The organism is Mesorhizobium sp. WSM4813 (genome assembly GCF_055811555.1).
Genome location: NZ_JBVVQU010000025.1, coordinates 59744 through 78230, shown reverse-complemented (window position 1 = coordinate 78230; position 18487 = coordinate 59744). Strand labels below are relative to the sequence as shown.

The window sequence follows — 18487 nt, the reverse complement described above, 5'->3', positions numbered from 1 at the left end:
TCCTTTTCTCTGTCAAAGGACGAAACAGTAGGACCTATCCCGACATAACGTCGATAAAAAAATTATGCCCTGCCAGCACAATGAAAGCCTGTGGCTGCTCTGTTCGGTTCAGCTTTCCTGCGCCTTCAGCCATCTCAGAACGAGGGCTTCTTCGTCATCAAGACCGGGTATCGATCGCTTCCGCTTGTTCACGTCCGCCATTTCGCTGAGCAGCCGTCCTTCGGACCAGGCTTCGAAAACTTGCGGGTGGATGTAACATTTGCGGCAGATAGCGCGCGTGTTGCCCAGCCGCTCGGCCACCTTGTCGATGACGCCGTTCATCACCCGCTTCTGTTGTGCCTGGCTTTCGGGTCGTTCGGTTTGCGCAAACAGTGACGCAGCATGGATGGTGCCGCCCCAGGTTCGGAAATGCTTGGAGCTGAAATCGTCCCCTGCGTTCTCCCTGATGTAGCGGTTGACGTCGTCGGAGCGGATCGGTCGCCTGCTTCCATCCTCGTCGAGATACTGGAACAGCTTCTGGCCCGGCAGATCCTGGGCCCCGCGCACGATCCTGGCGATCCGGCGATCGACGAGCTTCAGCTTCCATTCCTTGCCGGACTTGCCATTGAAAGCGAAACGCAAGCTCGAGCCATTGATGTCGACATGGCGGTCGCGCAGCGTGGTCAGCCCAAAACTGTTGTTGTCGCGGGCGTAGGCAGCATTGCCGACGCGGATCATCGTATTGTCGAGCAGCCAGACCACAGCGGCGACAACGCGTTCCAGCGGCAGGCCGTGACGGCGCAGATCGGTGTCGATCTGGCGTCGCAGCTCAGGCAGGCGTTCTGCAAAGGCAACCAGGCTCGAATATTTGACGCCGCCACGCTCCTCCGCCCACAGCGCGTGATATCGATATTGCTTACGCCCACGCTGATCCCGGCCCGTCGCCTGAATGTGGCCGTCAGCATCCGGCGAGATCCACACATCCGTCCACGCCGGCGGTATGGCGAGCGCTTTGATGCGGGCCATAGTGTCGTCGTCGACACCCTGCCCGTCAGGTCCTTTGTATGAAAATCCCTTGCCCACCCTCAGACGGCGGATACCGGGCTCGGTATCGGTGACATAGGCCAGCGAGGCTCGATCGGCCGAGGCCTCCCCACCATTCTTCGGCGTTCCCTTTCTTGGTGCAACAGCCCCGGCAGCCAATCGGCCGGACGGCGACCCGGATTTATCCAGCATGTCCTCTCCGCGAGAAATTTCCCGTAGATAAGCGCCGGACCCGCCGCTGGTTCCGCCATGGCTTTCACAAACATGTCAGGCTCACCGCATGGGCGTTGAGAAGCAGTCGTCTATCTATGTTCGGCGCACACAATCGAGGGTCTCGCCTGCCGCTGTTATCCCTTTTCCAGCACAACCGGAATGACGTCGACCGCTTGCTCGCCGACCTGGCCTCCGGTCGTCTTCAGGATGCCGACGATCGGCGCGACATCCGAGTAGTCGCGGCCGTAGCCGACGGTGATGTGGTCGTTGCTTGCCCGCATGCCGTTGGTCGGATCGAACTCCTGCCATCCGGTGTCGCGCCCGCACCACACCTTCACCCAGGCATGCATGGCGTCGGCCCCTTCCAGCCGCGGTTTTCCGCGCGGCGGAATGGTGCGCAGGAACCCGCTGACATAGCCGGCGGGGACACCCAGGCCGCGCAGGCCGGCGATCATGATATGCGAAAAGTCCTGGCAGACGCCCCGCTTCAGGTCGAAGGCATCGCTTGCCCGGGTCTGCACCGTAGTCGCCTCGCCGTCATAGGTGAAATCGCGGTAGATACGGCTGCACAGGTCCATGGCCGTGCTGACAGCGGAGTTGCCGGCACTGCTCCGCGCGTAACCCGTGATATCAGCATCGATGCCGGCATAGTCGCTGGCGGCCAAAAAGTGGTGCGGTGTATCAGGCGATAGCGACCGCACCGCGTCGAGTTCCTCCCTCAGCCGGCGAATGTCGGGCGACACGTCAAGCCCGGGTTCCGGCCGCGAAACCGCGACGCGCGCGCCCATCCTGATGTCGAGCGCATCGTGAACGTCGCGAAAGGCGATCGACGTGACATTATTGCCAAAAAAATCGGAAAAATCCGAGCGTTCGTTCGGCGCCGGCGCGAAGGACAGCGAAGCGGCGATCACGCGCTGCACGTCCGATATCGTCGGCGGCAGCGCGCGCACCTGATGGCGGCCGCCGCCGGCTGCAGCATCGTAATCGTAACGCAGATTGAGCCTGATGTCGTAGAGCATGCCCGCCTTTGTCCGACCCCGCCTTACCCGAAATAGGCTTTGGCGAGGCTGTTGTAGAGGCCGCCGATTTCGTTGGCGAGATCGTCCAGGGCCTTCGCCGTCATGTCCGAGGGCTCCTTGATGGCGATTGCCGTGTTGAGCTGCAGGATCTCCTTCGCCGCCGGCGACATATGCCCCTCGCCGCCGACAGCAGGCAACAGCGCGATTTCGGCCTTCAGCCGCTCGAGCTGGAACAGGATGGAGCGAGGGTTGAGCGGATCGAGCACCAAGAGGTCGATCACCGTGCGCCGGCCGGCCTGCACCGGATACTGCCGCCGGTGGGTCATGACGCTGTCGCCGATCTCCAGCATCATGTCGAGCGCGCCGTCCGGCGCCGCAGCCCTGGTCAACCGGGCGAGCGTACGGGCGATCTGGATGCCGCGTTCCAACCGCCGGCCGATCTCCAGGAAGCGCCAGCCGGTGAAGCGGTACATATTCTCATGCAGCAGGCCGGAAAACCCGGCGAGCTTGCGCAGAATAACCGTCATCGCCCGCGTCGCGTCATCGCCCGGCGCCACCGTCATCGCGAATTGATGGATGGTCTTCGACAGATCCTTCAGCGCCAGCCAGCCATCGGGCGAGAAGCGGTCGCGGATCTGTCCGGCGCTGTAGACGGCGCTGTCCAGCGTGCCGATCAGCCCCGGCGGGATCGCCGGCGCGACGTCGATGCCGAACGGTTCGAGATGGTCTCTGATATCGGCAAGCAGCGGCATGTCCGGGTCGGAGGCCTCGGCCAGCCGCACGTGATAGGCGCGCAGGATGCGCACCGTGTCTTCCGATCGCTCGATATAGCGGCCGAGCCATGTCAGGTTTTCCGCCGCGCGGCTGGGCAGGCTGCCCGGCAAGGTGCGGGTGAAGCTGTCGTGCTCTTGCGGCAGCAGCGTCTCGCGCTCCACCGGTCTGTCGCTGACTACCCACACATCCGCCGCCTGGCCACCGCGCTGCATGGCGATTGCCGTCGGGTCGAGTGAAAAGCCGACGCGGGCAAAACCGCCGGGCATCACCGTCCAGCCTTCCGGCGTTCGCGCCAGATAGACGCGCAGGCTTGCCGGCCGCGGCTCCAGCCAGCCGCCGACATAGACCGGCGTGGTCGAAAGCGTCACCGCTTCCTGTCCGACGAAGTCGCCGCCGTCCCGTTCGATCTGGGCTATCAGTTCGGCCCGCTCCGCGGCAACCAGCGCCGAGCCCAGCCTGGTGCAATCGTCATCCTCGAAGGCAAGCCGTGTCGACAGCGCCGGGCCGATCACCATGCGGTCGAGGTTAGCCAGCACATGGTCACGGTCGGCGTCCCGCCCGCACCACCATGTCGCGACGCTCGGCAGCAGAAGCTCCTCGTTGCGCAATTCGCGCGAAATTTTTGGCAGGAAGGCGAACAGCGCCCGCGTTTCCATCAGCCCGGAGCCGAGCGCGTTGACGGCTGAAACGGCTCCCCAACGGACCGCCTCGACCAGTCCTGGCGTGCCGATCTGCGAATCCGGCCGCAACTCCAGCGGATCGGCGAAGGCGGCGTCGAGCCGCCGCCAGAGCACGCTGACCGGCATAAGCCCCGAAACGGTGCGCACCATAAGCCGGCCGCCGGAGACGGTCAGATCCTCGCCTTCAAGCAACATGATGCCGAGATAGCGGGCGATATAGGCATGTTCGTAATAGGTTTCGTTGAGCGGCCCCGGCGTCAGGATGGCGACACGGCCGCCTGATACCTTGGCCATGCCGTTCAGCGCGTCGCGAAAGCGACGGAAGAAGCCGGCAAGGCGGTGCACATGCATCTCGCCATAGATGTCGGACAACGCGCGCGTGGTGGCGACGCGGTTTTCCAGCGCGAAACCAGCGCCAGACGGCGCCTGCGTGCGGTCGCCGAGCACCCACCAGCGGCCGTCAGGTCCACGGCCGAGCTCGAAGGCGCAGAAATGCAGGAAATGGCCGCTGGCCGGTTTGGTGCCGACGACCGGCCGTAAATATTCCGGGCTGGCCGCGATCAGCCCGGCCGGCAGGATGCCTTTCTCGACCAGCCGGTTCGGCCCGTAGATATCGGTGATCGTTTCCTCGAACAGCTCCGCCCGCTGGACCAGGCCGGCACTGATCGCGGCCCATTCCTGCTCCTCGATCAAGAGAGGCACATGCGCCAGCGGCCATTCGCGCTCATTGGCGCCGGCCTTGTCGTAGACGCGATAATAGACGCCGGCGTCGCGCAGATACTGGTCGGCGCGGGCGAAGCGCTGGGCGAGCTTTTCAGGACCCAGTTCTTCCAGTGCCTCGATGAAGTTCGTCCAGACCGGGCGGGGATTGCCTGATGCATCCACCATCTCGTCGACGACACCGTCGATCGGCTGGTAGTGCTCCAGCAGGTTATGCGTCCTGCCGCTTATTTTCTTGTGATTCCCCTTTGCCATGGCTGATCAGAGTCTTGCAGGCCGCCGCAGGTCAAGGGTCATCGGGAAATCCTCAGACGCTTGTTCGTCGCGCAGCACGTACCCGGACGGCGTATGGCCGCGCGGCTCGAAGCGGGCGAGCCGTCGCGCCTCCGCTTCGTTACCGTTGACCGGGAAGGTGTCGTAGCTGCGCCCGCCGGGATGCGCGACATGATAGACGCAGCCGCCGATAGCCCGGCCCGACCAGCGATCGTAGATGTCGAATACCAGCGGCGTATTGACCGGCAGCGCGGGATGGAGGCCGGATGCCGGCTGCCAGGCCTTGAAGCGGACGCCCGCCACCGCGATCTCTCTGGTGTCTGTTACCTTCATCGGCACGATACGGCCATTGCAGACGACGGCATGACGCTCCGGGTTGAGCCCTTCCGTCTTCACCTGCAGCCGCTCGACCGAGGAATCGACGAAGCGCACCGTTCCTCCGATCGCGCCCTGCTCGCCCATGACATGCCATGGCTCCAGCGCCTGCCGCAGTTCCAGTTTGATGCCGGCATGCTGGACCTCGCCGCAGAACGGGAAGCGGAATTCGAGCTGCGCGTCGAACCATTCGGGACGGAATTCAAAGCCGTTCAGCTTGAGGTCGTCCAGCACGTCGAGAAAGTCAGCCCAGACATAATGCGGCAGCATGAACCGGTCATGCAGCGACGTGCCCCAGCGCACGAAGCGGCCTTCCAGCGGGCTTTTCCAGGCACGGGCGATGATGGTGCGCACCAGCAATTGCTGAGCGAGGCTCATGCGCGCATTGGGCGGCATTTCGAAGCCGCGGAACTCGACCAGCCCCAACCGGCCGGTTGGCCCGTCCGGCGAAAACAGCTTGTCGATGCAGATTTCCGAGCGGTGGGTATTCCCCGTCACGTCGGTCAGAAGATTTCGGAACAGCCGGTCGACCAGCCACGGCAGCGGGGCCTGACCCTTGTCCGGATGCGGCACTTGCGCCATCGCGATCTCGAGCTCGTAGAGCGAATCGTGGCGCGCCTCGTCGAAGCGCGGGGCCTGGCTGGTCGGGCCGATGAACAGCCCGGAGAATAGATAGGACAGCGACGGATGCCGCTGCCATTGCAGCACCAAGCTTTTCAGCAGGTCGGGGCGGCGCAGGAACGGACTGTCGTTGGGCGTCGCGCCGCCGACGACGACATGGTTGCCGCCGCCGGTGCCGGTATGACGGCCGTCGATCATGAACTTGTCGGCGCCGAGCCGCGTCTGCCGCGCCTCCTCGTAGATCGCTGTCGTCGTCGCCACGCAGTCCTGCCAGTTCGCAGCCGGATGGATATTCACCTCGATAACGCCGGGATCCGGAGCCACGCGGATGACGTTGAGGCGCGGATCGTGCGGCGGGCCGTAGCCCTCGATATGCACCGGCAGGCCGATAGTTTTTGCCGCGTTCTCGGCCGCCGCGACCAGTTCGAGATAGTCTTCCAGCGCCTCGACCGGCGGCATGAACACGCAAAGCCGCCCGTCGCGCGGCTCGACCGACAGCGCGGTGCGCACCGCGCCGCCGATCTCGGTGATCTCCTGCTCGACACGGTCCTGCTGGCCGGTCGCGGCGGTGAAGGACGCCGCCTGCTGGCGGCGCGCCATTTCGTCGGCGCCTTCAAGTTCGGCCGGGGCAGCCTCCGGCAAAGGAGCGGCCTCAGGCAAAATCGCCTCGCGCGCCGGCAATGGTCTGCGCGGCAGGGAGGGGTCGACCGGCACGATGTAGGGGAACTGCTCAGGCGGCACATGGGGCAGCGTGCCGAGCGGCAGGCGATAGCCGACCGGTGAATCGCCCGGCACCAGGAACAGCTTGCCGCGCCGCGTCTTCCACTTCTCCGAACGCCAGCGCGGCCCCGACGCCTGGCTGTTCCAGCGCTGGACAGGCAGCACATAGCCCGACGGCTTGGTCAGGCCGCGTTCGAACACCCGCGCCATGCGGCTGCGCTCCTCGGGGTCGTCCAGCTTCGAATTGGACGGATCAACATTCTCCGGCAGCTTGCCTTCCTTGAGCAGCCACTCGGCCGGATCCTCATAGGCTTCGCTGACCATGGTCTTGTCGACGCCCAGTTCATCGGCAATCGCCGTCAGCAGGCTTTCGGCCTGCTTCGGCCCGACATCTGCTTCGCTGTTTTCCCGTGCGATCAGCGACGGGTCGCTCCACACCGGCTCGCCGTCGGCGCGCCAGTACAGCGAGAAGGTCCAGCGCGGCAGGCTTTCGCCCGGATACCACTTGCCCTGCCCGTAGTGCAGGAAGCCGCCCGGCGCGAAACGCTCACGCAGCCGGCGGATCAGGGCATCGGCCTTTTCGCGTTTTGTCGGGCCGACAGCGGCGGTGTTCCACTCCTCCGCCTCGAAATCGTCGATCGACACGAAGGTCGGTTCGCCGCCCATGGTCAGCCGCACGTCCCCGGCATCGAGCGCGGCGTCGACCCGGTTGCCCAGCGCATCGAGCGCCTGCCAGCTTTCGTCGGAGAACGGCTTGGTGATGCGCGGGTGCTCGGCGATGCGGTCGACCCGCATGTCGAAGCCGAACTCGACATTGGCGAAGCTGGCCATGCCGGAAATAGGCGCGGCGTTGCGGAAATGCGGCGTCGCGGCGAGCGGCACATGGCTTTCGCCGGTTAGCAGTCCGGAGGTAGGGTCGAAGCCGATCCAGCCGGCCCCTGGAAGATAGACTTCGCACCAGGCATGGAGATCGGTGAAGTCGACGGCGGTGCCGGGCGGCCCGTCAAGCGCGACGAGGTCGGGTTTCAGCTGGATCAGATAGCCGGAAACGAAGCGCGCGGCGATGCCGAGATTCCTCAGGATCTGCACCAGCAGCCAGCTCGTATCGCGGCATGAGCCTTTCTTGGCGGCAAGCGTCTCCTCCGGCGAAAAGACGCCGGTTTCCATGCGCACGATATAGGCGATCTCGCGCTGCAGCCGCGCATTGAGGTCGACGACGAAATTGACGGTGTTGGTAGCGCTGCGATTGACCGTTTGCAGGAACGCCGCCAGCAGCGGTCCAGCCGGCTCCGGCGTCCGGTAGATGGCGAGATCGTCGCTGATATCTTCCGGATACTCGAACGGAAAGGTCCCGGCCGATGGCTCGACGAAGAAATCGAATGGATTGTAGACCGTCATGTCGGCGACCAGGTCGACCTCGATCTTCAGTTCCGTCACCGGTTCCGGAAACACGAAGCGCGCCAGAAAATTGCCGTAGGGATCCTGCTGCAGATTGACGAAGTGGTTCGCCGGCCCGACCTTCAGCGAATGGCTGAGCACTTTGGTGCGGGAATGCGGCGCCGGCTGCAGCCTGATGACCTGGGGGCCAAGCACCACCGGCCGGTCATATTTGTAATGGGTCAGGTGATAGACGGCTGCCAGAATTGCCATGGGGCCTCGAAAGTCGGCGTTTCAAACGAATTCGCCGAACCCTGACACAAATGCTGGCCATTCTCCAAGCAGAGATGTTGCGCTGCACCTAAATTAAGCAGCGTTGCCGGCCTAGGGGTCGCTCAGAAAAACGCCTGCAACCCCGTCTGCGCCCGTCCTAGGATCAGCGCATGAACGTCATGCGTGCCCTCATAGGTGTTGACCGTCTCCAGGTTCTGCGCATGGCGCATGACATGGTAGCCGATCTGGATGCCGTTGCCGCCATGCATGTCACGGGCCTGGCGGGCAATGTCGAGCGCCTTGCCGCAATTGTTGCGCTTGACGATCGAGATCATCTCGGGCGCCATCTTGCCTTCATCCATCAGCCGCCCGACGCGCAGGCTGCCCTGCAGCCCCAGCGCGATCTCGGTCTGCATGTCGGCGAGCTTCTTCTGGAAAAGCTGCGTGCCGGCCAGCGGCTTGCCGAACTGCTTGCGGTCGAGGCCATATTGGCGGGCCCGGTGCCAGCAATCTTCCGCCGCACCCATCGCCCCCCAGGAGATGCCATAACGCGCCCGGTTGAGGCAGCCGAACGGCCCCTTCAGGCCCGACACATTCGGCAATAGCGCATCCTCGCCGACCTCGACCCCTTCCATTACCACTTCGCCGGTGATCGATGCGCGGAGACTGAGTTTTCCGTCGATCTTTGGTGCCGACAGCCCCTGCATGCCTTTTTCCAACACGAAGCCGCGGATCTCGTTGTCATGCGCAGCCGACTTCGCCCAGACGACAAACACGTCGGCGATCGGCGCGTTGGAAATCCACATTTTCGTGCCGGAGATCCTGTAGCCGTTCGCCGTCTTCTCGGCCCGCGTCTTCATGCCGCCAGGGTCGGAACCGGCATCCGGCTCTGTCAGGCCGAAGCAGCCGATCCATTCGCCCGACGCCAGCTTCGGCAGGAATTTCTTGCGTTGCGCCTCCGAGCCATAGGCATGGATCGGATACATCACCAGCGACGACTGCACGCTCATCATCGAGCGATAGCCAGAATCGATGCGCTCGACTTCGCGCGCCACCAGCCCATAGGTGACATAGTTGCCACCGAGCCCGCCATATTCCTCCGGGATGGTAATGCCGAGCAGGCCCGCCTCGCCCATCTCGCGAAAGATCCCGGCATCGGTCTTTTCCTCGAGATAGGCTTCCTCGATCTTGGGAGCGAGCTTGTCGGCCGCAAATGCCGCCGCACCATCGCGCACCATGCGCTCGTCTTCCGAAAGCTGGTCCTCGATCAGGAAAGGATCTTCCCAGACGAACGCATTCTTATCGGCTGCCATGGCTCTCGGTCTCCAGATCACAGAATTGGGCGGCTTATCGGCTTCCGGTTCGAAAAAATCAAACGAAATTGCTTCGCCAACCATGAGCATTGGCGCTGCCCCTCATTGCCCTGCCGGGCATTTCTCCCCGTATAGTGACGGGGAGAAAGACGCCTTCGCATAGCATTTTGCCAATCTGCAGCGCTGCAGAAAGGGCGCCGACGTTGCGGCCAGCCCCTTCTCCCCGTTCACGGGGAGAAGATGCCGGCAGGCAGATGAGGGGCGGCGCCGACGTCGACAGTGGTTTCTTTGGGCGATCGCCTGCTACTTTCGCTTCATCGCCTCCGCCAATGCGGCGCCGAATGCGCCCTGCCCTGCCGGCCGTTCCGGCTGACGCTGCGGCGCCGGCGCTCGCGGCGCCGGTCTGTTGCCATTGTCGCGCGGCTTCGGTGTACCGCTGTCACCATCCCTGCACATCGAAAGGCCGATGCGCTTGCGTTTGATATCGAACTCGACGACGCGCACCTTGACCACGTCGCCGGCTTTCACCACCTCATGCGCGTCCTTGACGAAACGGTCGGCCAGTTGCGAGACATGCACCAAGCCGTCCTGATGCACGCCGATATCGACGAAGGCGCCGAACGCCGCGACATTGGTGACGGTGCCTTCCAGCAGCATGCCTGGCTTCAAGTCCTTGATGTCGTCGACGCCGTCGGCGAAGGTCGCGGTCTTGAAACCGGGGCGCGGATCGCGGCCGGGCTTTTCCAGTTCCGCCAGGATGTCGCGCACCGTCGGCAGGCCGAACCGCTCATCGACGAAAACACGCGGATCGAGCGCCTTGAGGGCGGCACTGTCACCCATCAGCGAGCGGACGTCACGTCCGCAGGCGGTCACGATCTTTTTCGCCACGCCATAGGCTTCCGGATGCACGGCCGAGGCATCGAGCGGTTCGGTGCCGTTGGGAATGCGCAGGAAGCCGGCGCATTGCTCGAATGCGCGAGGTCCGAGCCGCGCCACCTTCAACAGGTCACGACGGCTGGCGAAGGGGCCGGTCGCGTCACGATGCGCGATGATCGCATCGGCCAACGATGCGCCGAGACCCGAAACCCGCGCCAGAAGCGGCGCCGAGGCGGTGTTGAGGTCGACGCCGACGGCGTTGACCGCGTCCTCGACCACCGCTTCCAGCGAACGGCCGAGCCGGTATTGGTCGACATCGTGCTGGTATTGGCCGACGCCGATCGACTTCGGCTCGATCTTGACCAGTTCGGCGAGCGGATCCTGCAGCCGCCGCGCGATCGACACCGCGCCACGTAGCGACACATCGAGGCTTGGAAATTCCGCCGCCGCCGTTGCCGAGGCGGAATAGACCGAGGCGCCCGCCTCGCTGACGATCACCTTGAGCGGCTTCGGCCCGGACTCGGCAGGCATGTCGGACAGCATGTCTGCGACCAGCCTTTCCGTCTCGCGGCTGCCGGTGCCGTTGCCGATGGAAATCAGCTCGACCTTGTGCAGGCGGATGAGCTTCGCCAGTTCGGCTTGCGTGCCGCGCACATCGTTCCTTGGCGGAAACGGATAGACCGTCGTCGTCGCCAGCAGCTTGCCGGTGCCGTTCACAACCGCCACCTTGACCCCGGTGCGGATGCCGGGGTCGAGGCCCATCGTGGCGCGCGAGCCGGCCGGGGCAGCGAGCAGCAAATCCTTCAGATTGCGGGCGAAGACATGGATCGCCTCCTCCTCGGCCCGCTCGCGCAGATCCCGCATCAAATCGAGCGTCAGATGCAGCGACAGCTTTATCCGCCAGGTCCAGCCGGCCACGTCCATCAGCCAGCGATCACCCGGCAACTGTCGGCCGATGCCGTAGGCATCGGCGATCATCCGCTCGACCGGCTTCACCGGTGACGCATCGTCGGCATCGATCTCGATGTCGAGCGACAGCACCTCTTCGTTGCGGCCGCGCAGCATCGCCAGGGCGCGATGGCTCGGCACGTTGGCCCAGCGCTCGACATGGTCGAAATAGTCGGAGAACTTCGCGCCGGCCTCCTGCTTGCCGTCGACGACGCGCGACCGCATGAAGGCGCGTTCCTTCATGTAGGTCCGCAGTCTGCCGACCAGATCGGCATTCTCGGCGAACTGCTCGGACAGGATATCGCGCGCGCCCTCGAGCGCCGCCTTGGCGTCGGCCACCTCTTCGCCGATGTAGGCCAGCGCCAGTTCGGCTGGCACCGCCGCGCGGTCGGCAAGGATGGCCTCGGCCAGCGGTCCCAGCCCGCGCTCGCGGGCGATCTCGGCCTTGGTCCGGCGCTTCGGCTTGCAGGGCAGATAAATATCTTCGAGTTCCGCCTTGGTGGCGGCCGCCGCGATCTTGGTCTCAAGCTCTTCGGTCAGCTTGCCCTGCTCGCGGATCGAACCAAGGATGGTGTCGCGGCGTGCATCGAGTTCGCGCAGATAGGCGAGCCGCTCGGCAAGCAGGCGCAGTTGCGTGTCGTCCAGACCGCCGGTGACCTCCTTGCGATAGCGCGCAACGAACGGCACCGTCGCGCCCTCGTCCAGCAGGCCGATCGCCGCCGCGGCCTGTTCGGGCCGCGCAGTGATCTCGGCTGCTATGATGGCTGCGATGCGCTTGATGTTGGATGCCATGTCGTTCCTGCTGTCCTGTCGAAAAGAGCGGCGACCATAGGCGCAGAGCGCCGTTCCGCCAACCGCGGCGTTTCGATCACTCTGACAGGTCCACAGGAAAGCTGCCATCGCGGTCGGCCTGGATCGGCTCAAACCATCCGGCTCAGCGCCTCGAAGAAAGCGACCATATCGACATCGAGCGGCTCGTCGACAGGCTCCGGCTGCGACGACATCTTTGCGATGACGACCTCCGCCTTCGGATCGACGTAGAGCCACTGGCCGTGGATGCCGATGCCGCAGAAGGCGCCGCTGATCGCGCCGGTCTGGTACCATTTGTTGCGGTAGCGGCCTTGTGGAAAGAGGAACGCCATGGTGCCACGCTGCCAGGCCTCGGTGTCTCCGCCTGTGCTGACAGTGTCGCGCACCCAGGCTTCCGGCACGATGCGGCGGCCATTGGCCATGCCGCCTTGCCGCATCATCTCGCCGACCCGCGCCAGACCGCGCGGCGTCACCGAAATGCCGCCAGCCGTGCGCGCAGTGCCTTCCCTGTCGACCGTCACCGACGCTTCGCTCGTTGCACCGAGCGGCAGCCACAATTTCTCGCGCATCAGCTCGGCGAAGCGCTGGCCGGACGCGCGTTCGAGCAGGATGCCGAGCAGGTCGGAATTGGGCGAGCGGTAGCGGAAGGTCCGGCCATGCGGCTCGGCAAGGCGCTGCAGCGTCAGGATGAAGTCGGCCAGGCTTTCCGGACCGCCACCCGGATTCCACAGAGTCGCACGGCGATAGCGGGCAAACGCGCTCTCCGGATCGAGATAGGCTTCTTCGAAGTCGAGGCTGACGGTCATATCGAGCACATGCCGCACGCTGGCATCGCCATAGGCCGAGCCGGCAGCTTCCGGCAGATAGCGGGTCACCGGCGCCTGCGGGTCGAAAATCCCCTCGCCTTCCAGTATGCCGGCCAGAATGGCGGTTAGGGACTTGCTGATCGAGAAGATGATGTGGCGCGCGCCGAACTGCATGTGCGGGGCGAACCAGTCGCCGACGAATTTGCCGCCTTTCATGATCGTCAGCGCGTCGGTGTCGGAGCGTGTGAGAAAGGCCGCAACGGTCTCCGGGCCGCCAGCCAGCGCGATCTTTTCGCCAAGCAGCCCGTCAAGATCCTGTGCCAACGCTTCACTGGTGCTTGACGCTGCAGCGATGCGTGCGCTCGGCACCAATTCGCCGACATTCTGGAACGACCACCGGCTGAACGGGCTTTGGCGCCAGTTGCCGAGCAGCACTTCGTTGCGGGCAAAGCCATATCTGGTTTCGAACGCGGTCTTGCCGGTCATTGCGTTTCCTCTCGATTTTCTTTGGAACTTAGGCCAGTGCGGCGGCGATCGCGTGCACGGCTTTCATCGTCGCCACCGAGTAGGCGATGTTGCTGAAATCCGGGTAGCTCGAAAGCTTCACCACCACAATTCTCGTGTTCCAGTCGATATGGATCAGCTGCCCGAACACGCCCCGGCACATCAGCGCGCGTGAGCGCGGGTCTTCGATCCAGAACTGGTTGCGGTAGCTGCCTTCCGGCAGGCTGGGATTGAAGTCCGGTCCATGCCTGCCGTTGCGCGTCGCTTCGATCCAGTCGGCCGGCACCACACCGCCGCCATTGTCGAGGATCAGCTGGCCGAAGCGGCCATAGTCGCGCAGCGTAGCGTTGAAGCCACCATCGGCGACGGCATAGCCGGCGCTGTCGACGGTGAAGCAGGCGCTTTCATCCGCTCCAAGCTTTTGCCAGAGTTCCTCCGAAACCAGCTGCGCCAGCCGCTTGCCGGTCACCCGCTCCATGATGAAGGCGAGCACGTCGGTCTCGATCGAACGGTATTCGAAGGCAGCGCCATGCGGCCGGCTTGTCTCCTTGAGCCGCAGGATCAGGTCGAACATATGCGACGGCCACTCGAAGGCCGGATCGCTGCCCGGCGGCACGGGTTTCCAGCCGCTGGCGACATCGACCTGGCCGATATCCGAATAGCGGTCGGTGTATTCCTCGGAAAAGCGCACGCCGGTCGTCATGTCGAGCACATGCTGCACGCTGGCGCCGGCCCAGCCGGTAGCTTCCAGCTCCGGCAGATAGGCCGTCACCGGCATCGCGGGATCGATCAGGCCGCGCCCGGCCAGTATGCCGAATACCGAGCCCGTGACCGACTTCGCCATCGACTGCGACAGATGCAGCGTGCGGTCGGTCATGCCATTGAAGTAGCGCTCATAGGCGACCTTGCCGTCCTTGAGCACGAGCAGCCCGTCCGTATAGGTTTCGTCCAGCAGTCCGGCCAGGGTCGCAGGCTGCCCCGTGCTGTCGCTCACCGGCAGCGCATCGAGATCGATTTCAGCTCGCTCGAACCGGCGGCGATGGCCATTGCCGCGCCAGACTTCGACGGTCGGCAGAATTTCGCGGATGTGCTGGAACGCCCAGCGGTTCCAGGGTCCCCTGTCCCAGTCGAGCTTCGGCGGCACCATTTTGGGCGGCGAGCCCTGCATGATCGGCGGCACCGGTTCGCTGTTACGGTAGGAAGTCATGAGATGCGTCCCGGCGAATGAAAACGGACCCGGCGGCGCCCGCCGCCGGGTCCGTCAACGATGCGATCACTTCTGCAGTTCGGTCCAGATCCTGGTGTAGAGTGCCTGCACGTCGGGCGCGCAGTTCAGCATGAACTTGCCCTTGTCGGCGAACTCGGCGGGGATGTTGACCTCCGGCGCCGTCTTCATGTCCTCAGGCATGAAGGCCTCCGATCCCTTGATGCCGTTGGCGTAGCGCGCGAAAGACGAGATCAGCGCCGCGTTTTCGGGATCCATGACGAAGTTCTGGAACAACTTGGCGTTTTCGACGTTCTTGGCGTCCTTCAGCACCGCGAGATTGTCCATCCAGATCGGATAGCCCTCCTTCGGATAGCCATAGACCATGTCCTTGTTCTGCAGGCGGGCGCGGAAGGACGCGCCGTTCCAATCGACGCTGGCGGCGAAGTCGCCCTTGGCGAACTTCTCGACCGTGCCGTAGTCCATGGAGATCCATTTCGGCTTGGCCGCCACCAGCGCATCGCGCACCTTCTTCAGCACCTCCTTGTCGCCGGTGCAGGGCTCGCCGCCGACATATCTGATAGCGAGATGCATGACGTCGGCCATTTCGGGAACGACGTTGATCTTGCCGACCAGTTCCGGCGGCGGATCCAAGAAGATGGCCGAGGTGTTGGGATCGCCCTTGTAGACTGCGGTGTTGACCGTGACGCCGGTCGTGCCCCACTGCCACGGCACGGTGTATTTGCGGCCCGGATCGAAGGGAACATCGACCCATTTCGGATCCATGTTCTTGAAGTTCTCCATCTTGTTCGGCTCTGTCTCCAGAAGCAGCCCTTCCCCGATCCAGATCGGCACGAAGCTCGCCGAGGGCACCACGACATCGAAGCCGCTGCCGCCCTGCCTGATCTTGGCCAGCGCGGTGTCGTTGGAATCGTAGTCGGTGACGGTCACCTTGACCTTGTATTTTTCCTCGAATTTCTTGATGAGGTCGGGGCTGGTGTAGTTGCCCCAGTTGTAGATGTTGAGTTCGCCGTCGGCGCGCGCGATACCCGCCGAGGCGAGAAGCGCAGTGCCGAACGTCGTCGCGACCAGTTTCCACTTCATCGTTTCTCTCCTGTCACTCCTGATCCTTTTTCCTGCTGATGAAAAAGAAGACGGTGACGATCAAGATCGAGATCAGCAGGAACACCGTCGAAATTGCGTTGATTTCCGGCGTGATAACGCGCCGGAACTGGCCGAGCATGTATGTTGGCAATGTATCCTGGCCGCCGGACTTGACGAATTCGGTGATGACGACGTCGTCCAGCGAGATGACGAAGGCCAGCATCAGGCCGGCAAGGATGCCTGGCCAGAGCAGCGGAAAGGTGACGCGCCGAAAAGCCTTCCAGGGTGTCGCGTAGAGGTCGGCCGCCGCGATCTCCAGCGACAGATCCATGTTCTCGAGCCGCGCCCGGATCGGCAGATAGGCAAAGGGAATGCAAAAGGCCGTGTGCGCGGCCATGAGGTAACCCAGCCCCGAATAGCCGGTCCAGATCTTGATGCGCGAAAAGAAGATCAGCAGCGCCACCGCGGTGACGATTTCCGGCACCATCAGCGGCTGGTTGATGAAGGCGTATTTGAAGCCGAGGCCGGGATAGGGCTTCGTTCGGGTCGTGGCGAGTGCAGCCATGGTGGCGACGATCGTGGCAATAGTCGCGGCGACCGAAGCGATCTGCAGCGACCGGATCGAGGCATCGACGACCTGGTCGTTGTTCCAGGCCTGATAGAACCAGCGCAGCGACACGCCTTCCCAGATCGCGATCGAACTGCCTGCGTTGAAGGCATAGACGACAACCGTGACGATCGGCAGGTACAGCGCGAAAAAGCAGATCATCGCGATGGTCGTGAAGCCGGTCTGCCGGCGAATGTCGAAGCGGCTAGCCATGCGCGCCGCCCTGGCGCCCGACGGATCGGACGTAGAAGAGCAGCGCGACCATCACGATCGCCATCAACGACAGCGACAGCGCCGAGCCGAGCGGCCAGTTGCGGCCTTGCCCGAACTGCAGTTCGATCAGATTACCGAGCATCATATTCTTCGACCCGCCGAGCACGCGCGGGGTGACATAGGCGCCCAGCGCCGGGATGAAGACAAGGATCGAGCCGGCGATGATGCCAGGCTTGACCAGCGGAATGATGACTCGCCTCAGCACCTGGAAGCGGTTGGCGTAGAGGTCGTAACCTGCCTCGACCAGCCGGAAATCGATCTTCTCCATGCTGGCATAAAGCGGCAGCACCATCAGCGGCAGATAGACATAGGTCATGCCGACCATCAGCGCGAAATCGGTGAACATCATCTGGATCGGCTGGCTGATGATGCCGAGCTTGATCAGCACCGTGTTGACGATGCCCTCGTTGCGGATCACCTCCTGGATGGCGAAGGTGCGGATCAGCAGGTTGGTCCAGAAGGGGATGGTTATCAGGAACAGCCAAATGTTGCGCTGTCGAGCGGGCCGGGTGGCGATGAAATAGGCCGTCGGGAAGCCAAACAGCAGCGTGAAGATCGTCGTGAGGAACGACAGCTTGGCCGAGCGCCAGAAGATCGACAGATGCGCGTCGGCGAAGGCCAGCGTGTCATCGAAGATGTCGCGCTGCATCAGCACCGACAGCCAGCCGTCCGTGGAGAATTTCCACACCACGTCGCCATACGGCCCCGGCGTCAGGAAGGAGTAGATCACGACGATCAGCAGCGGCCCGGTCGCCGCGAGAAAGATGATGATCAGTGCCGGCGCCGACAGCAGCCAGCGATCGCGAATGTCTCGGCGCTCGGCTTCCCTGGCGACGTCTTCCGCGCTCGCCATCAGTCCCTCAGCACTTGTGCGGCGTCGTTGCCGATCGAAATGCCGACCTTGTCTCCCCGCTCGAAACCGCAGCCGGCGCTGCGCGTGTTCTGCTGGCGCACGGTAAACGCCTCGCTGCTGTCCAGGCGAACATGGATGTGTGTGTCGGTGCCGAAATAGACGATGTTTTCGACCGTGCCCGACAGGTCGCCCTTGCCGCTGGTCAGCTTGGCATGTTCGGGCCTGACCACCACGGTGGCATTGTCCTTCGGCTGAAAGCCTTCAGCCACGGTCGCGTCGATCGTCGCGCCGGATTTGAGCGTTGCGCGTGCCTTGCCGTTGCCCATGCCTGATATGGCCGCGGTCAGGAAATTGGTTTCGCCGATAAAGTCGGCGACGAAGCGCTCGGCCGGCTTGTCATAGATGTCCCAGGGCGTTCCGACCTGCAGGATCTTGCCCGACGACATCACCGCGATGCGGTCCGACATGGTCAGCGCTTCTTCCTGGTCGTGGGTGACGAAGATGAAGGTGATGCCGGTCTCGTGCTGCAGCCGCTTCAGCTCGATCTGCATCTCCTTGCGCAGCTTGAAATCGAGCGCCGACAACGGCTCGTCGAGCAGCAGCACTTTCGGCTGCGGCGCCAGTGCCCGCGCCAGCGCTACGCGCTGTTGCTGGCCGCCGGATATCTGGCTGGTGCGGCGGTTGCTGAGCGCCTCCATCTTGACCAGCTTCAGCATCTCGGCGACCCGCGCCTTCACTTCGGACTTGGGCTTGCCGAGCATTTCGAGACCGAAGCCGATATTCTCGGCCACCGTCATATGCGGAAACAGCGCATAGTTCTGGAACACGGTATTGACCGGCCGTTTGAACGGCGGCAGCGGCGCGATGTCCTGGCCATGCAGCAGGATCTCGCCGGCGCTCGGGAAATCGAAACCGGCGATCAGCCGCAGAAGCGTCGTCTTCCCGCAGCCGGACGGACCAAGCAGCGTGAAGAACTCATTTTCGCGGATCGACACCGAAACCGTGTCGAGAGCGGCGACCTGTGACTCCCCGGTACCGAATACCTTGCGGACGCCACGAACTTCAATTGCACTTTTACCCGGTTGTTCCGGCACGATTACCCCATTTTTGTGTCCGCTCTT

The 18487-nt window shown here is 63.7% G+C and carries 12 protein-coding genes; all 12 read right to left on the bottom strand.

Translation table 11 applies throughout. The features are described 5' to 3' along the window. Nucleotides 1-108 precede the first annotated feature (108 nt). The 12 genes from AC0L25_RS16580 to AC0L25_RS16525 all read right to left on the bottom strand — a co-directional run bounded on the left by AC0L25_RS16580 (nucleotide 109) and on the right by AC0L25_RS16525 (nucleotide 18460). Nucleotides 109-1215: a DNA topoisomerase IB gene (locus tag AC0L25_RS16580; RefSeq protein ID WP_473596492.1), complete on the bottom strand. Its 1107-nt coding sequence runs from the start codon at nucleotides 1213-1215 to the stop codon at nucleotides 109-111. Between the two features lie 155 nt (nucleotides 1216-1370). Then, nucleotides 1371-2255 (bottom strand): transglutaminase family protein, encoded by an 885-nt coding sequence (locus AC0L25_RS16575; RefSeq protein ID WP_473596491.1) that lies wholly within the window; start codon nucleotides 2253-2255, stop codon nucleotides 1371-1373. Between the two features lie 23 nt (nucleotides 2256-2278). Continuing rightward, the gene (locus AC0L25_RS16570) at nucleotides 2279-4684 is read right to left on the bottom strand and encodes a circularly permuted type 2 ATP-grasp protein (RefSeq protein WP_473596490.1); all 2406 of its coding nucleotides are present in this window, start codon (nucleotides 4682-4684) and stop codon (nucleotides 2279-2281) included. 6 nt (nucleotides 4685-4690) lie between these two features. Continuing rightward, nucleotides 4691-8068, bottom strand: coding sequence for a transglutaminase family protein (locus AC0L25_RS16565; RefSeq protein WP_473596489.1), 3378 nt, complete (start codon nucleotides 8066-8068; stop codon nucleotides 4691-4693). A gap of 122 nt (nucleotides 8069-8190) precedes the next feature. Next, complete coding sequence (locus tag AC0L25_RS16560) at nucleotides 8191-9381, bottom strand: acyl-CoA dehydrogenase (RefSeq protein WP_473596488.1); 1191 nt, start codon at nucleotides 9379-9381, stop codon at nucleotides 8191-8193. Nucleotides 9382-9684: 303 nt separating this feature from the next. Next, nucleotides 9685-11997, bottom strand: a complete 2313-nt coding sequence (locus tag AC0L25_RS16555) for a Tex family protein (protein ID WP_473596487.1) — start codon at nucleotides 11995-11997, stop codon at nucleotides 9685-9687. 128 nt (nucleotides 11998-12125) lie between these two features. After that, complete coding sequence (locus AC0L25_RS16550; RefSeq protein ID WP_473596486.1) at nucleotides 12126-13307, bottom strand: serine hydrolase domain-containing protein; 1182 nt, start codon at nucleotides 13305-13307, stop codon at nucleotides 12126-12128. Nucleotides 13308-13335: 28 nt separating this feature from the next. Next, nucleotides 13336-14532, bottom strand: a complete 1197-nt coding sequence (locus AC0L25_RS16545) for a serine hydrolase domain-containing protein (RefSeq protein ID WP_473596485.1) — start codon at nucleotides 14530-14532, stop codon at nucleotides 13336-13338. A gap of 66 nt (nucleotides 14533-14598) precedes the next feature. Further along, complete coding sequence (locus AC0L25_RS16540; RefSeq protein ID WP_473596484.1) at nucleotides 14599-15633, bottom strand: ABC transporter substrate-binding protein; 1035 nt, start codon at nucleotides 15631-15633, stop codon at nucleotides 14599-14601. A 13-nt stretch (nucleotides 15634-15646) separates the two neighbouring features. Further along, a complete protein-coding gene (locus AC0L25_RS16535; RefSeq protein ID WP_473596483.1) occupies nucleotides 15647-16453 on the bottom strand; it encodes an ABC transporter permease in 807 nt (268 codons plus the stop codon). Beyond that, entirely contained in the window at nucleotides 16446-17366 is a 921-nt protein-coding gene (locus AC0L25_RS16530; protein ID WP_473596482.1) for an ABC transporter permease, read from the bottom strand. Before AC0L25_RS16530 ends, AC0L25_RS16535 begins: the two co-directional genes overlap by 8 nt. After that, entirely contained in the window at nucleotides 17366-18460 is a 1095-nt protein-coding gene (locus AC0L25_RS16525) for an ABC transporter ATP-binding protein (RefSeq protein WP_473596481.1), read from the bottom strand. Before AC0L25_RS16525 ends, AC0L25_RS16530 begins: the two co-directional genes overlap by 1 nt. Nucleotides 18461-18487 lie beyond the last annotated feature (27 nt).

Coding starts and splice junctions, on each gene's coding strand:
- AC0L25_RS16580 (WP_473596492.1), bottom strand. CDS start 1,215: ATGCTGGATAAATCCGGGTCGCCGTCCGGCCGATTGGCTGCCGGGGCT.
- AC0L25_RS16575 (WP_473596491.1), bottom strand. CDS start 2,255: ATGCTCTACGACATCAGGCTCAATCTGCGTTACGATTACGATGCTGCA.
- AC0L25_RS16570 (WP_473596490.1), bottom strand. CDS start 4,684: ATGGCAAAGGGGAATCACAAGAAAATAAGCGGCAGGACGCATAACCTG.
- AC0L25_RS16565 (WP_473596489.1), bottom strand. CDS start 8,068: ATGGCAATTCTGGCAGCCGTCTATCACCTGACCCATTACAAATATGAC.
- AC0L25_RS16560 (WP_473596488.1), bottom strand. CDS start 9,381: ATGGCAGCCGATAAGAATGCGTTCGTCTGGGAAGATCCTTTCCTGATC.
- AC0L25_RS16555 (WP_473596487.1), bottom strand. CDS start 11,997: ATGGCATCCAACATCAAGCGCATCGCAGCCATCATAGCAGCCGAGATC.
- AC0L25_RS16550 (WP_473596486.1), bottom strand. CDS start 13,307: ATGACCGGCAAGACCGCGTTCGAAACCAGATATGGCTTTGCCCGCAAC.
- AC0L25_RS16545 (WP_473596485.1), bottom strand. CDS start 14,532: ATGACTTCCTACCGTAACAGCGAACCGGTGCCGCCGATCATGCAGGGC.
- AC0L25_RS16540 (WP_473596484.1), bottom strand. CDS start 15,633: ATGAAGTGGAAACTGGTCGCGACGACGTTCGGCACTGCGCTTCTCGCC.
- AC0L25_RS16535 (WP_473596483.1), bottom strand. CDS start 16,453: ATGGCTAGCCGCTTCGACATTCGCCGGCAGACCGGCTTCACGACCATC.
- AC0L25_RS16530 (WP_473596482.1), bottom strand. CDS start 17,366: ATGGCGAGCGCGGAAGACGTCGCCAGGGAAGCCGAGCGCCGAGACATT.